14 protein-coding genes are annotated in these 15,340 nt (G+C 31.5%); all 14 read right to left on the minus strand.

Annotation, left to right across the window (positions count from 1 at the left end; genetic code table 11):
• Positions 1-139: 139 nt before the first annotated feature.
• Positions 140-757 carry a hypothetical protein gene (locus L1S34_RS14355; RefSeq protein ID WP_236364730.1) on the minus strand — a complete coding sequence of 206 codons (618 nt, stop codon included), beginning with the start codon at positions 755-757 and terminating at the stop codon, positions 140-142.
• A gap of 173 nt (positions 758-930) precedes the next feature.
• Positions 931-1,311, minus strand: a complete 381-nt coding sequence (locus L1S34_RS14360; RefSeq protein WP_236364731.1) for a DUF5958 family protein — start codon at positions 1,309-1,311, stop codon at positions 931-933.
• A 194-nt stretch (positions 1,312-1,505) separates the two neighbouring features.
• The gene (locus L1S34_RS14365; RefSeq protein WP_236364732.1) at positions 1,506-1,823 is read right to left on the minus strand and encodes a CPP1-like family protein; all 318 of its coding nucleotides are present in this window, start codon (positions 1,821-1,823) and stop codon (positions 1,506-1,508) included.
• A gap of 175 nt (positions 1,824-1,998) precedes the next feature.
• Positions 1,999-2,694, minus strand: a complete 696-nt coding sequence (locus tag L1S34_RS14370) for a hypothetical protein (RefSeq protein WP_236364733.1) — start codon at positions 2,692-2,694, stop codon at positions 1,999-2,001.
• Between the two features lie 47 nt (positions 2,695-2,741).
• A complete protein-coding gene (locus L1S34_RS14375) occupies positions 2,742-3,395 on the minus strand; it encodes a hypothetical protein (RefSeq protein WP_236364734.1) in 654 nt (217 codons plus the stop codon).
• Positions 3,396-3,575: 180 nt separating this feature from the next.
• Complete coding sequence (locus tag L1S34_RS14380; protein ID WP_236364735.1) at positions 3,576-4,193, minus strand: WG repeat-containing protein; 618 nt, start codon at positions 4,191-4,193, stop codon at positions 3,576-3,578.
• 1,569 nt (positions 4,194-5,762) lie between these two features.
• Complete coding sequence (locus L1S34_RS14385) at positions 5,763-6,104, minus strand: hypothetical protein (RefSeq protein WP_236364736.1); 342 nt, start codon at positions 6,102-6,104, stop codon at positions 5,763-5,765.
• Between the two features lie 391 nt (positions 6,105-6,495).
• Positions 6,496-7,470 carry a toxin-antitoxin system YwqK family antitoxin gene (locus tag L1S34_RS14390; RefSeq protein WP_236364737.1) on the minus strand — a complete coding sequence of 325 codons (975 nt, stop codon included), beginning with the start codon at positions 7,468-7,470 and terminating at the stop codon, positions 6,496-6,498.
• Positions 7,471-7,633: 163 nt separating this feature from the next.
• Positions 7,634-8,488, minus strand: coding sequence for a hypothetical protein (locus L1S34_RS14395; protein WP_236364738.1), 855 nt, complete (start codon positions 8,486-8,488; stop codon positions 7,634-7,636).
• A 1,782-nt stretch (positions 8,489-10,270) separates the two neighbouring features.
• On the minus strand, positions 10,271-11,278 hold the full coding sequence (locus L1S34_RS14400; RefSeq protein WP_236364739.1) for a hypothetical protein: 1,008 nt from the start codon (positions 11,276-11,278) through the stop codon (positions 10,271-10,273).
• Positions 11,279-11,999: 721 nt separating this feature from the next.
• The gene (locus L1S34_RS14405; protein WP_236364741.1) at positions 12,000-12,590 is read right to left on the minus strand and encodes a hypothetical protein; all 591 of its coding nucleotides are present in this window, start codon (positions 12,588-12,590) and stop codon (positions 12,000-12,002) included.
• A gap of 170 nt (positions 12,591-12,760) precedes the next feature.
• Entirely contained in the window at positions 12,761-13,939 is a 1,179-nt protein-coding gene (locus L1S34_RS14410) for an immunity 26/phosphotriesterase HocA family protein (RefSeq protein WP_236364743.1), read from the minus strand.
• A gap of 158 nt (positions 13,940-14,097) precedes the next feature.
• Positions 14,098-14,607 carry an energy transducer TonB gene (locus L1S34_RS14415; protein WP_236364745.1) on the minus strand — a complete coding sequence of 170 codons (510 nt, stop codon included), beginning with the start codon at positions 14,605-14,607 and terminating at the stop codon, positions 14,098-14,100.
• A 153-nt stretch (positions 14,608-14,760) separates the two neighbouring features.
• A partial coding sequence (locus L1S34_RS14420) for a hypothetical protein (protein ID WP_236364746.1) occupies positions 14,761-15,340 on the minus strand: 580 nt, incomplete at its 5' end.

Raw genomic sequence — 15,340 nt, forward strand, 5'->3', positions numbered from 1 at the left:
AACGTTCCGGCGCTTGGCGAGGTTGCGAAGTTCGGAACCGATTATTTTCTATCAAAGATAAAATTTCTTGCGAGAAATAAACGTGAATTTACTACAAAATTCGCAATCTTGCCAAACGCCTGTTAGCGGATGGTTTTTTTTATCTAATCGTAATCCAGTCCATTTTCGTTTCTGTTTTTTTCGGTTCTGTTGGCTTTTCAATTTCTTTATATTCTCCAATTCTATTATTTGAGTCAGTTAAAAACACAAAGTTCCAATTGTTTTTTTCATCATGCATAAATTCCCAATCCATCATTAAATCTTGAATAATTTCAATACTTGGATATTTATGTTGTATGTCTGATATCTTAGATTTTGGATTTAAACCATTTTTTGTTTTTAAATTTTTATTTAAGGCAATAAGAACAAATATTTCTTTAGAATCTCTTTTAGGAACAAGCGCTAAAACAGGCTCGTTTTTTAGTGAATAAATATAAGCTTTTCCACCACCATCAAAACCAAAATCATACGCTTCAGCTTCTTCTTTAGTTAATCCATTTAGCATTTTTTCGGCATCAATAATATTCATTCCAATTTTTATTTCGCCAATTTTTCCTTTCGATATTTTAAATTTTTCAAATTCAAATGTTTTAGTTTCTTTCTTTTGAGTTTCAACTTTCTGAATTTGATTATTCCGAGTTTCAATTTGTTTTTCAGTTTCGTTTTTACACGAAATTTGAAGTATGATTAGAAATAATAAAGTTAATTTTATTTTCATTTTTTCTTTTTTGCAATATTGGTCTAAACTATCCGCTAACGTTCCCGCGCTACAAGCAGTTTGGGACTAAATTAAGCCCATTATTCGGATTTGCCAAATCTTCCAAATACAAAACCATTTTTAAATTAAGCCTAATACCCAAATTGCTTGTAGCGTGTGTTAGTGGTAGTGCTTTAATTTAGTATTTTGTCTAAGTTATGCCATTCGTGATTACATCCATCTTTACACCAAGTATTTCTTCGCACTATATCGGCAACTTTAAAAACTGAAATTAAAGTTATAAATACTTTCTTATTCTCATTTTCTGGAAGCAAAACAATTTTTTGTAAAGCAATTTTAAACCCTTTAGTTTTTAATAATACAATTGGAGTTGCAGTTGGTTTTAGTGGAATCAATTCAACGGCTTTTTCAATAGTTTCTGTATTCGGATGCGATTGATCTAAACACAATCTCGCTCTAGAAATTGTTTCGCTTTGTTTTTCTAGATTTAGATTTTCAAACCAAACTAAAATCTGTTCGAGACTAATTCTCTCTTGAGCAAAACTGTTTATCATTATTTCATCTTGATATAGCAAATCGTATGTTTTTAAATTCTTTTTCTCCGGAGTTTTGTCGCATTACCACTAACGTTCCGCCGCTTCTCGTCAGTTGCGAAGTGCGGAACTTTTAATTTTCTGTTAAAGATAAAAATTCTTGCGAAACGTGAACGTGAACTTACCACAAAATTCGCAATTGCGAGAAACGGCTGTTAGTGGCTGCCTTTATTCTTTTCAGTTTCTTTTCCAACTTCCATTCCAGTTTCTTTTCCAGTCAACTTGTCCAAGTCTGGTGTTGCGCTAACTTGAGAAACAAACCACATCGTTCCTTTAGTCTTCCATATTCTGTTTGCCCAAACTATTCCGATAACTAATCCCAATAAAGCAACAATAATCGCAATAATCAGTCTTATTTCTGTCGGATTTGGAAAATATATAAATGCAGCAATTCCTAAACCAATTAAAAGCGGAGAGGCAACAATTTGAAGCCATCCTATAACTTCCATTATGTATTCAAAAACTCTGTGCATAACGTCTTTTTTAAGCGATTTTTGTGAAGGTTGCCACTAACGTTCCCGCGCTACACGCAGGCTGGGATTAAAGATGCGTAATCTTTCGGTTAAAAACAAATGTATCAAACGCAAACTATTTTCAAATTAAGCCCATTGCCCAGCTTGCTTGTAGCGTGTGTTACCAGCTGGCAATTTATTTATTATTTATACTTTTTAAGAACTCCATTCCAAGTCCACCTTTCGCAACACATAATTCAACATTCTTTCCAACTTTCAATTCATTCCAAATGGTTTCATTTGTTGTTAATCTTTCATAGGTGTTATTTATTTCTACATATAAAAAATATTGATGGGTTTTATACGTTGATTCGCCTAATTCTAAAACTTTAAAATTACTGCATTTAATTTCTCCAATATTTACTTTTCTGTTATATAAATTAGCCAAAGCAGGAAAGCCAAAAATAAAAAGCACGAATATTATTCCATTGACAAAATTAGCAGTGTCTTTATTAACTGAAATTATGGTTATTTTTCTATTTACATATCTTAAAAATACGATTGCTATTATTAATCCAATTATTGAGAATATTACAAATAAAATTGTTCCGCTGAAATTATTATCCATTTCGTTAATTTCCACTATGGAAATAAGAGCTATAACCATTAAGAAATAACAAAAAATATTTATCTTTTTTATTTTCTTTTTTTCAGGTTCAGTTAAACTTTTAGGATGTTTTTTATTATAACTTATCACTGTCGCGTTTTTTTTTGCTTGCTGGTAACGTGTCGCGGCTTCATGAAGTGGCGATGAACCAAGACCAAGCCTCCACAAATATAACCAAAACTTTAAATTAAAAACCTTTCCGATTTCAAATAAATCCCGAGCCAAGCCATTTCTTGAAACCGCTGTTGGCAGACGGTTTTATTTTTCCGATTTTAGTTATTTTTATCTTTCGCTTTTCTTTTTCCGTTTAAATAGCCACTCCAAATTGTAAATAATCCACCAATTGCGCCAAAAAATGGAGCTGTAAAACTTTTCCCTTTATAAATTACAATCGCAATTAAAAGTATGATTACTATTGTAAAAATTATTAAGAATGGATAAATCCAAACTTGTTCGAAAAAAGATTTTTCTCTTTTGGTTTCAATATTATTTACTTTCTTATATTTTTCATATTCAGTTTCAAAAATATGACAAACTTGAGTAAATCTGATTGGATTTGAAAAGTATCTATTTGATATTACGCCATATCTTTTTCCATTTTTTAGTTTCAAACTTATTGAACTTCCATTATAAGAGTTAATAAAATAATTGTCTATTTCTTTAAATTTTATTTCTTTTTCGACACCATTAAGATTAATTACAATTTTTTCATTTTCTATTTCAGCAAACCCTTTTTTCTTTATTTTTTTTATGTTTAGTTGAATGATTAATGCTGGAATTCCTAATGAAACAGAAATTAATAAGAAAAAATTAAAAATATTAAGAAACATTAATCCGAAGAATAAAATTGGGAAAAGTAGAAATGAAATTAAAAAAATCTTAATTTTTAATTTATCATCGTCATATTCAAATTCATAATTTTTCATTGTAATTTTTCTATTTCATTCGCTTCTCACAAACTGTCTGCCAACGTTCCGGCGCTTGGCGAGTTCGCGAACTTCGGCACCGATTATTTTCTGTTAAAGATAAAATTTCTTGCGAAATGTAAACGTGAATTTACCACAAAATTCGCAATCTTGCCAAACGCCTGTTAGCTGTAGTACTTTTTATTCTCTTTCGTCATCTTTCCAATCAATTTCTTTCTTTATTTCTTCAAACGTATAATTTCCAAGTTTTAAAATTTCTCCTTTTTCATTTATATATCCGAAATTTTCGCAAACAATAGAGTAGTGTTGGCAATCTTCTTCTTTTGCGTGTTCTTTCCAAGGAATTTTTTTACACTTTTCTCCAATTATTGCTTTTCCATTATGAAATGAAGTCACAATTTCAAATTGAGGTTTTATAACTATTTGACCTTTTTCGTTTGCGAATCCAATTTTATTTTCGCTATCAATTATTCTAATTTTATTTTCAATTAAGTAATCTGGACTTGGTTCTCCAAAACTTGTATTATAAACTTGAAACAATATATTTTCTTTTGCATCAATTGCTGTCCATCCTGGACTTCCTTTCTTGCCGAAAATCGCAAAATATCCATAATTATCAAAATTGAATGTTATGTAATATTTTGACGAATCTAACACTTTTATTAGGTCGTTTTTTTCATCAATAAGTGAATAAATACTTCTCCAAGTTTCAGTTTCTTTCTGTTCAACCTTGAATCTAATTTGTGCACTCAATTTAGATAAAAACAATATTGATAATATTATGAATTTTAATCTCATATGTGGTCATTTTGTGTAGTATTACAGCTAACGTCCCGACGCCTCACGCCGTTGCGAACTTCGGGACCGATTAGTTTCGGCTAAGATAAAAAAACTTGCTAAACGTAAGCTTCAATTTAGGAGAAAATTCGCAATGGCTTGAGACGGCTGTTATGCGTGGGTTTATTTTTGTGGAAAAATTTATTTCTATCTTCTTTTCGGTTAATGCTTTTCAAATTTCAGTTTCCAAGTTTCGCTTTCAAGTTTCTGCTTTCAAGTTTCACTTTCAAGTTTCTGCATTCAAGTTTCTGCATTCAAGTTTCTGCATTCAAGTTTCTGCATTCAAGTTTCTGCATTCAAGTTTCTGCATTCAAGTTTCACTTTCAAGTTTCTACTTTCAAAAACTCTGGTAGTAAGATAATTTTATTTCTAATTCTTAATGTCTGCGTAAATTCCAAAACTCACGCATAACGTCCCGACGCCTCACGCCGTTGCGAACTTCGGACCCGATTAGTTTCGGCTAAGATAAATAAACTTGCGAAACGAAAGTGTCAATTTAGGAGAAAATTCGCAATGGCTTGAGACGGCTGTTATAAGGCGGTTGAATTTTTTATAGTGTCTTTTGGCAGGTTTCCATTTTTCTTTTTCCGCTTTTCTGTTTCTGCCTTTTAATTTCCACTCTCAAGTTTCCGCTTTTCAAGTTTCCACTTTCCAATTTTTGCTTTCAAGTTTCTGCTTTCAAGTTTCTGTTTCCAAGTTTCCGCTTTCAAGTTTCCGCTTTTCAAGTTTCTGCTTTCCAACTTCTGCTTTCCAACTTCTGCTTTCTAACTTCTGCTTTTCAAGTTTCAGTTTTGCGATAAAAGTGGAAGAAGATCTTGTATTCATAGCTAGTTGTCTGCGTAAATTCGCAACTGCCTTATAACGTTTGCGGCTATGCGAAGTGCCTTCTTTTAACCGCTTGACTAATTCTAGCTAAAATAGCCAAATTTTTTAATTTGTACTATTTTATCCAAAAAAAGCGGAAGGCATTTTGCATAACCGTTGTTGGGCGTAGTTACTGTCTATTTACAATCCCTGTTTTGATCAGTAACGGAGTTGGATAGACTACTCCAATATTTTCTTTCACTACAATCAAATTTAATGAAACCAATTATTTATTGCGCTTAGCAAGCCTGCTAGGCGAAGTCAATAATAGGGGTTTTGGGGCGCTATTTTTTTGGTGATGTTTAAGTTAGCAAAAATAAATTCTTGACTTTGTCTTTTATTTTCGATAACTTAGCCAAGTCTTGTACGTTGTCAAACGTATTGAAAGTGAACTTTCTACGATTCCCAATCGAAAGACTTGAAGCCTAAATGCTTTATTCTTCTAAACATCCCAAAAATATATCCCGAAAATTCATTGTGAAAAAACGTCGTAGTCTAAGTGGTACGCTCCAATTACGTCCAACGTCTTGGCACTACAGCGGGTTTGAGGTTAAATTAAGCCCTATTTTCGGATTTACCAAATCATCCCAAATACAAAACCATACTTCCATTAAGCCAAATGCCCAAATCCGTTGTAGTGGCTGTTACCTGCAGTATTTTTATTAATCATGGATTCGACCGATTACAAACTTCAAGTACTATTTTTTTTAAAATAGTCTTAGTATCCATATTATTAGTCATCATTATTTCATAAACCCATGAGCAATTCGATAGAGTCATGTGGTATATCAGTTCTAGATTTCCAATAATTTCTTTCAAGTTATATGAATTACATCCGCCCATTTCACCATGTCCACCACCAATAGATTCACCAATTACAAACTGCTTGTCTTTCCCAAAGGGATGAATCATAAAATAATACACGTGATGAGTTGGGTGATCCTCAGTCGGTGCTTGATTTTTTTGGCTTATTGTCAATGCTTTTCGTTCCAGTTGTTCGTTCTCCAAGAGTTGTGAATTTTGATAGAGGTATTCTTTGTCAAAATGAATATTGTTATACCATGTAATTTGATTTTGGTCGTATTTAAATGATCTCAGTTTGTTTGGGTATGCAAGAAAATCGTGTTTCTCATAAAGTTTTAAATTTGAGGGAGAAAAGCATTTGAATTCACAGTTTTCAAACTCTATTATTAATTCATAATAGTCAATCGGTGTTATAGATATGATATCTTTCATGTATAAGGTATTCTTAATATTGCAGGTAACGTTTTGCCGCTTGGCGAGGTTGGGGAATAAAGATGCGTAATTTTTCGGTTAAACCTAAATTTTCCAAATACAAAACCATTTTTAAATTCAGCCTAAAACCCCAATCTCGCCAAACGGCTGTTAGCGGTAGTTATTATTCTGCAAGTTGTCCGTTAACATAGTTTTCTTTTTTTATAACATTTCCATTTTCATCATATAATATAAAAATTCCATTTTTTATATCATTTTTGAAAACCGTTTCTGCTTTAAGTTTTCCATTTTCGTAATAGACAATTGCTTTTCCATTTCTTTGTCCCGAAGAATAATTTGCATTCAGTTCCATTTTGCCATTAGAATGCCATTGTTGAATGTTACCATCAAGTAAATTATTTTTGAAAAATTTAATGTTTTTCTTTAAGCCATTTTCGTACCAACTTTCTGATTTACCTTCGCTTTTTCCATTAAGCCAATTCGTTCGTTCTTTAGGTTTTCCATTCTCATAGAATAATTCGAATAAGCCATTTTGTATTCCATTACTCCAATTCGAAATCTCTTTAACTTGTCCGTTTTCGTACCAAGTTTTCATCTCTCCATTAGTTTTTCCATTTAAATGATAATTAGCATCTGACATTTGTCCGTTTCTATAATACCAATAGTTCCATCCAGTTTCGTTTACAAGTTTTTTAGTCCAGTCAATTTTTCCATTGTCAAAATATTTAGTCCATTCATTGCCTATCTGGTGATTTTCTACATTTCCTTTTTCAAAAACTTTTCCGTTTTGAGAGTATGAAATGTAAGCACCATTTTTTATGTAGTAATGAATTAAAGTATCAGGTTTAACTAATAAATATTGTATGAGTTTTTCATTAAGGTCAAAGAAATAAATCGTGTCAATTTCTTTACCATTTTTTAACTTTCCTTTTTTATAAATCGTTCCTTTATTGTAAAACGATGTGTATTTTCCATCTTTTATTGTGGTCTCATTTTTAACCGGAATCCAAGATTTCTCTCCTGTTTTTTCATCAATCCAATATATCCAATTTTCGTTTCTTTTATCCTTATTGTTTATGTTGGCATCATTACAACCATAAATTAAAATTGAAATGAATAATATTATTTTTTTTATCATAAAATTGTCTCATATCCTTGATTTTGAGGGATAATTACCGCTAACGTTCCGGCGCTTGGCGAGGTTGCGACTTCGGAACCGATTATTTTCTATCAAAGATAAAATTTCTTGCGAGAAATAGACGTGTATTTACTACAAAATTCGCAATCTTGCCAAACGCCTGTTACCTGCTGGCTTTTTTTATTGCTTCTTCAATACTTTTTAAAGGGTTTATTTCTGATTTCATCCAAATTTCACTTTCATATCCATTCGTTTTCAACCATTCTTTTAACGTTTCCAAATCTTTTAAGTTATTTAAGTCAGATTGTGCTATAAAAAAAGAATAATATACTATTTCATTCCTATCCCCAATATTCAAGATAAATAAGTCTAAAAGAAACTTACCCGCTCTTGAAACCATCTCATTTTTCAAATAAGGTATAAACATTTTGTCAAACCCATAAGCGACAGATTCAATTAGTACATCTATGTCGTCTTCATTCCAATTTATAACATCTTGTTTTAAATCTTCCCAATCTTTATCAGAAAAACTATTTAGTTTATTTTGTATTTCTTGGCTTCCACCACCCAAGGACCAATAATCACTATCTTCATATTCGTTTTTCAATAAGTAGTCATAAACTCCTAAAACTCTCGAGTTTTGACTTTTAGTTTTTGAGTGAACTCTAAAATTTTTCTTCCATTTTTTTATTTCTGGATGAGAAAATCCGTTCTGCATTTTTGAATATAATTTTTGGGCTAATAGTCTTCTTTCATTTTCATACTTGACTTCAAATTTTCCATCAATTCCGTAGGCAACACAATCAGATACAATATTTTGTTCCAATTCACTCCAATTAGAAAAATCATTAATGAGAGAATTCCAATCATTCTCAGAAAGTTTAATGAAAATTTCATGCAATTCTAAGTTCTCTTTTAATTCCCAAGTTTTAGATGCTATGTTGTTTTTTACAAAAGAATATATCTTCAGAATATTCTGATTTGAACTTTTAGAATTTGAAATTAGTTTTTCCATCATTTTTTTAAGCTTGCAGGTAACGTCCCGCCGCCTCATGCCGTTGCGAACTTCGGGACCGATTAGTTTCGGCTAAGATAAATAAACTTGCGAAACGAAAGCGTCAATTTAGGAGAAAATTCGCAATGGCTTGAGACGGCTGTTATATGCCGCTTAAATTTTTTTCTTGACCAATTTTCAGGTTTCCAATTTTCAGGTTTCCAATTTTCAGGTTTCCATTTTTCAGATTCTGCTTTTCAGATTCTGCTTTTCAGATTCTGTTTCAAGTTTCGTTTTTCAGTTGGCACTTTTCGGTTTCTGATTTCAAGTTTCATTTTTCAGATTCCATTTTTCAGATTCTGCTTTTCAGATTCTGTTTCAAGTTTCGTTTTTCAGTTTCCACTTTTCAGTTTCCACTTTTCGGTTTCTGATTTCAAGTTTCATTTTTCAGATTCCACTTTTCGGTTTCTGCTTTTCAGTTTCTGCTTTTCAGTTTCTGCTTTTCAGTTTCTGCTTTTCAGTTTCTGCTTTTCAGTTTCTGCTTTTCAGTTTCTGCTTTTCAGTTTCTGCTTTTCAGTTTCTGCTTTTCAAAATTATTCCGTTGCGTTTTTAAGTCGAAAAATAGAGTAGAAGTGATGTTCTACGAATTTATCTTTTCTGTCGCAGATAAGTGGCATATAACGTCCCGCCGCCTCACGCCGTTGCGAACTTCGGGACCGATTAGTTTCGGCTAAGATAAAAAAACTTGCGAAACGAAAGCGTCAATTTAGGAGAAAATTCGCAATGGCTTGAGAAGGCTGTTATATGCCGCTTAAATTTTTTTCTTGATCAATTTTCAGATTCCACTTTTCAGATTCCACTTTTCGTTTACTACTTTCAAGTTTCGTTTTTTAGTTTTTACTTTTCGGTTTCTGCTTTCAAGTTTCTGCTTTTCGGTTTCTGCTTTCAAGTTTCGTTTTTCAGTTTCCACTTTTTAGTTTCTGCTTTTCAGTTTCTGCTTTTCAGTTTCTGCTTTTCAGTTTCTGCTTTTCAGTTTCTGCTTTTCAGTTTCTGCTTTTCAGTTTCTGCTTTTCGGTTTCTGCTTTTCGGTTTCTGCTTTTCAGTTTCTGCTTTTCAGTTTCTGCTTTTCAAAATTATTCCGTTGCGTTTTAAAGTCGAAAAGTAGAGTAGAAGTGATGTTCTACGAATTTATGTTTTCTGTCGTAAATAAGTGGCATATAACGTCCCGACGCCTCACGCCGTTGCGAACTTCGGGACCGATTAGTTTCGGCTAAGATAAAAAAACTTGCGAAACGTAAGCGTCAATTTAGAAGAAAATTCGCAATGGCTTGAGACGGCTGTTATGCGTGGGTTTATTTTTGTGGAAAAATTTATTTCTATCTTCTTTTCGGTTAATGCTTTTCAAATTTCAGTTTCCATGTTTCGCTTTCAAGTTTCTGCTTTCAAGTTTCTGCTTTCAAGTTTCACTTTCAAGTTTCTGCTTTTCAAGTTTCTGCTTTCAAGTTTCACTTTCAAGTTTCTGCTTTCAAGTTTCTGCTTTCAAGTTTCTGCTTTCAAGTTTCGCTCTCAAGTTTCGCTCTCAAGTTTCTGCTTTCAAAAACTCAGGCGGAAATGTAATTTATTTCTAATTCTTAATGTCTACGTAAATTCCAAAACTCACGCATAACGTTCCCGCGCTATAAGCAGTTTGGGACTAAATTAAGCCCATTTTTCGGATTTGCCAAATCTTCCAAATACAAAACCAATTTCAAATTAAGCCTAATGCCCAAATTGCTTGTAGCGTGTGTTGGCAGATAGTGCCTTTATTTATTCAATTTTGTATGATATGACGTAATATTTTTTATTTAAGTCAATAGTTAGTTTTTTATTCTCTTTCCATTTTTCATATGCTTCAAAATTTAAAACCTTATCGTCAGGAACAATTAAAAGCATTTTGTATTGGTCCATTAAAAATTCATTTAGAAATCCTGCTTCAACTATTGAATTTAATTCTCCTAAATATTCAATTGTATTTTGTGTTTTTTTATATTTATATTTTTCCTGAAATTTAAGGAGTTCTTTTATACTTTCAATATGCATATCAATGTACAAAGCAGGAAAACCAGATGCTCTTTCGTTTTCTTTTACATTTCCCAACGCCCATTCAATTTTTTTGAATGCACTTCCCATTGTTGAGCCTAACATTATCGAATCACAGAAAGCACTTTTAGAAAAGTATACATTTGCTTTAGTACTTAATTTTCCTTTTCCAGTTAGTCTTGTTGGTTCAAATTTTTCAATAATTCTTTTTTCAATATCTTCGATTTGAATTGAATCCAATTCGTTTGTTGACAATCTAATCTTGTAAAACCAAGTACCGCATTCAAATAGCAATAATTGGGTTATCTCATTTTTATCATTTTTCATTTCTGCTTTAATCCCATTACAGATATATTTTTCGCCAACTTTTTTAATAAGTTTTTGTGTTGCATTTATTCCATTTTTAGAAATATTTGCTATTGATTGCATAGAATTAAAATACTCATTTCTTAATCTGTCTTCCGAGGCTTCTTCTGTTGGATATATATAAATTGAAATTGTTGTTTTTTTATCGTTTGTTTCATTTTCGTATGTAACACCGATATTTTTATCTTTTTTGTCAAATGAGTAAACATCTATTCGTTTATAATTCTCGAATAGTTCAGGAAAATTTGTTTTAGTTTCCGAATGAATGTAATCTCCACTAACTTTTATCTTTTTTGGGCTTTTTCTTTCTTGACCTTGTAATTGGAATACAAATAAAATTAGGATTGCTATTGAAATTATTCTTTTCATTTAATACTTTAAGTTGTTGAATTCTCTTCTGTTTTTGGGCATTTCTGCCAACGTCCCGCCGCCTTATGCCGTTGCGAACTTCGGAAGCGATTAGTTTCGGCTAAGATAAATAAACTTGCGAAACGTAAGCGTCAATTTAGGAGAAAATTCGCAATGGCTTGAGACGGCTGTTATATGCCGCTTAAACTTTCTTCTTGACCACTTTTCAGATTCCACTTTTCAGATTCCACTTTTCAGATTCCACTTTTCGGTTTCTGCTTTTCGGTTTCTGCTTTTCGGTTTCCACTTTTCGGTTTCTGCTTTTCGGTTTCTGCTTTTCGGTTTCTGCTTTTCGGTTTCTGCTTTTCGGTTTCTGCTTTTCGGTTTCTGCTTTTCGGTTTCTGCTTTTCGGTTTCTGCTTTTCGGTTTCTGCTTTTCAGTTTCTGCTTTTCAGTTTCTGCTTTTCAGTTTCTGCTTTTCAGTTTCTGCTTTTCAGTTTCTGCTTTTCAAAATTATTCCGTTGCGTTTTAAAGTCGAAAAGGAGATTTGAAGCGATGTTCTACGAATTTATCTTTTCTGTCGCAGATAAGTGGCATATAACGTTCCGGCGCTTGGCGAGGTTGCGAGCTTCGGAACCGATTATTTTCTATCAAAGATAAAATTTCTTGCGAGAAATAAGCGTGAATTTACTACAAAATTCGCAATCTTGCCAAACGCCTGTTAGTGGCAGTACTTTTTTTGATTATTTAGTGAATTTAGATTTTTTCCACGCTTCAAGCATTAATTGTCCTTTTTTATTATCCACATACATAATGTTAACGGAAAATTCTTTTTTGTCGAAAAGTCTACTATACATTAATACATTCAAAACCATCTTATTCGGATATTCAATTTTCATTTTAAAAGTCTGAAATTCTAAATCATCAATTTTTTCGGCAGTTTTTGTCGTGTCAATTTTAATGTTAGGCATTTGCGCTTTAAATGTTTCGTATAAAATGTCGTTTACATTTTTACAAGATTCTAAATAATCACCATCAATTGAAATGTCAAAAGGTTGATAGTTAGACTCAAAATAATTAAACTGATCACTTTTAAATACAAATATTATCTTTGATTGATTTATAACTTCTTCCTCGTAAGTTTTTTCTATTGCTTCTGCACCTTTATTTTGCAATTTTGCCCATTCTTCAGCACTAACATTTTGAAAGTTTTCTGGTATTGTAATAGTCCAGTTAAAGTTTTTATTGTAAATCTCTTTTTTAGGAGTAGTTTGTCCGTTACAACTTTGAAGAGTAATTGTAAAGCAGATAATAAAGTATATAAGTTTATTCATTTTCTTATGTTTTTATTTCTTTCGGTTATGTCGTGCGGTATTGCCACTAACGTTCCGGCGCTTGGCGTGGTTGCGAACTTCGGAACCGATTATTTTCTATCAAAGATAAAATTTCTTGCGAAACGTAAACGTGAATTTACTACAAAATTCGCAATCTTGCCAAACGCCTGTTACCACTCGTTTTTTTGTAGGTTTTCTGAATACGATTTATTTGGATTAAGTTCAAAAAAATCAAATATTTCTTTTTTAATTTCCATATTCATCGGATTTCTTAAATCAGTATCACGACCATAAAATTCATCATTCCAATATGATTGATTTGAATTTTCTGAAATCACTTGCAGTAAATTTGATTTATTGAAATCTAAACCAAATTGAATTGATTCATTTCTATATGGATTGAATTTTAAGCATTTATCCCAATCTCCTTTAGGATTTGGGTTAGGTATTTCAATGTATTTATAAAATTTGTCTCTTTTAGTTTCTTTGTATATTTTACCATATTGTAAATAAACAGTATCAAAATCACCATAAGAAATACTTCTCGCATATGAAATTGGAAAATCTATTTCCCAATCTTCTAATGGTAAGTTTCCGATTATTTCAAAATCACCATAATATAGTAAATTGTCCATAATATATTGAGATGGTAAACTTTTCAAAGATTTTAAATAAGTTAAATCTATTTCTTTCGAATTCTGAATAATATGATATATTTTAATAACTAAAGGTTGTGTCATCAAGTTCGAGAAGCCATTATTTTTATTTGTTTTAAAATCTGGATTTTTTCTTATTTTTCTGATATCACAAATTAAACGACCAAATCCGAAATTTTTTCTATCAACTTTGTAAATAAAAAAATCACCTTCTTTTAAATCTATTCGTTTTCTTTTTTCGGTTGCTATTTTTTGTAAATCGTTTAAATCCCTTTCGGTTGTATTTGATATATAATTTTCTAACCAAAGAGGTAAATCCTTAATACTCTCAAATTTAATATTTTCAAAATCTGTGGAATAATAAGTTTTCTCTGTTGAGTGATTCCCAATAGTAATTCCACCTATTTCAAAACTAAAATACATACCTATTCCGTTTCTAGAGTCTAGTGATGAAAAGTTTAATTTTTTATTTTTTCCTCTGCTTGTTTTTGGTAATAATATTGTTCGATTTTCAGTTTCTTCTTCTAATTGAATTTCTTGATAGGAATAGTCACCCACACTGATTTTTTTCCGAATTGTATTGCCATCAAAATAGACGAAGATTTCTTTAGTGATTTCTACTTTTTCCCAATTATCTTGAACAATTTCAAGACCTAAATATTTTCTTTGGTGATTGTTTAATTCAAATTTCATCAGTTTTTCTTAAAATGAGTGGTAACGTTTTGCGCGCAGAACTCGTTGCGGCTTGGCAACCGATATTTTTCCACTAGCACAAAACGAAAATAGTAAAAAAAAGCGCACTACTTACCGAAAACTTAGCAATGAAGTTTTGCGCGCTGTTGTGCGACGTATTATAGAGGATTACTGACACTGATAGGAAAATTATACAAAACCCTCACAAGTTTTCCATCTTTTTTTGCGGGGACTAGATCAGGCAGTTTATTTAAAACTCTAATAACTTCTTTTTCAAAATTTCCCGTTGGATCATTGCTTTCAACAATTTTAATATCCTCAACCTTTCCAGTTTTACTTATAACGAATTCTACAATTAAATCAACTTTAGCTCCTTTTTCAATATTGTTATTGATATGAAGCTTTTTACGTAACGTTTCATAAAAAATTGTGGTTAAACAGGTTCTCCGATCTTCTGCACTTTCAACTTTTATACACTTCTTAAAGTATGGCATTTCACTGTTTTCAACTGAAATTTTTGATATATCGTTTGCTGGTTTAATAAAATCTCCGAAATGTCTACCTTTCAACGTATCTTTTGTTTGCTTATCTTTTTCCTGCGTAATTTCCTGAGCAGGTGCTGCATTTGACAACAATAAAGCAATAATTAAGTAAATTAAAATCTTCATGAGGTATTTCTGGTTTTCAAATATGTCGCACAACGTCCCGCTACTACAGCGGGTTTGGGACTAAATTAAGCCCATTTTTCGGATTTGCCAAATCTGCCAAATACAAAACTATTTTCCCATTAAGCCAATTGCCCAAATCCGTTGTAGTAGCTGTTAGTGGCTGGCTTTGTATAGTTGCAGTTTTTCATTCAATATTTGAGTTATGTAATTACCTAATAGTTTTGCTTCTTCTGAATTGTTTTTTTCGGTCTGAAAGTTTAGGATTTGTTTTCGATTTTCATTTATTAATAAATAATGATTTACTTGTATGAAAGATGAGCTTCTTACATTTAAAATTTCAGTTTTCATATCTATTGTCATTTCGTTATTAATAGGTATTGAAAATGATCTAAGATTATATATAAAATTAATTTTCCCATTTTTGATTGTAGTATGATCAGTTGTTTGTCTAACTAAACTTAACAATGATAATCCAAAAAATAAAAGTCCAAAAACTGAACAAATAATTAATGAGCTAATATCAGTTTTTTTACCTAAAAAAGGAAAAGCTAAGAATGTAGCACCTCCAATTAAAAGCAAAATCAATCCAATTGTACTTTTGTTTTTTAATTGAAAAATTTGATTAATCGAAATAGTATTTTCACTCAAAGATATTCTAAGTCCAACTTTGGATTCTATATTTAGAAGTTCTTTTTCAAGGTTCGTCATTTCTACGATTTTTTGAAGCTTGCCA

The sequence above is a fragment of the Flavobacterium sp. K77 genome (genome assembly GCF_021608205.1).
GTDB classification, from domain to species: Bacteria; Bacteroidota; Bacteroidia; order Flavobacteriales; family Flavobacteriaceae; genus Flavobacterium; species Flavobacterium turcicum.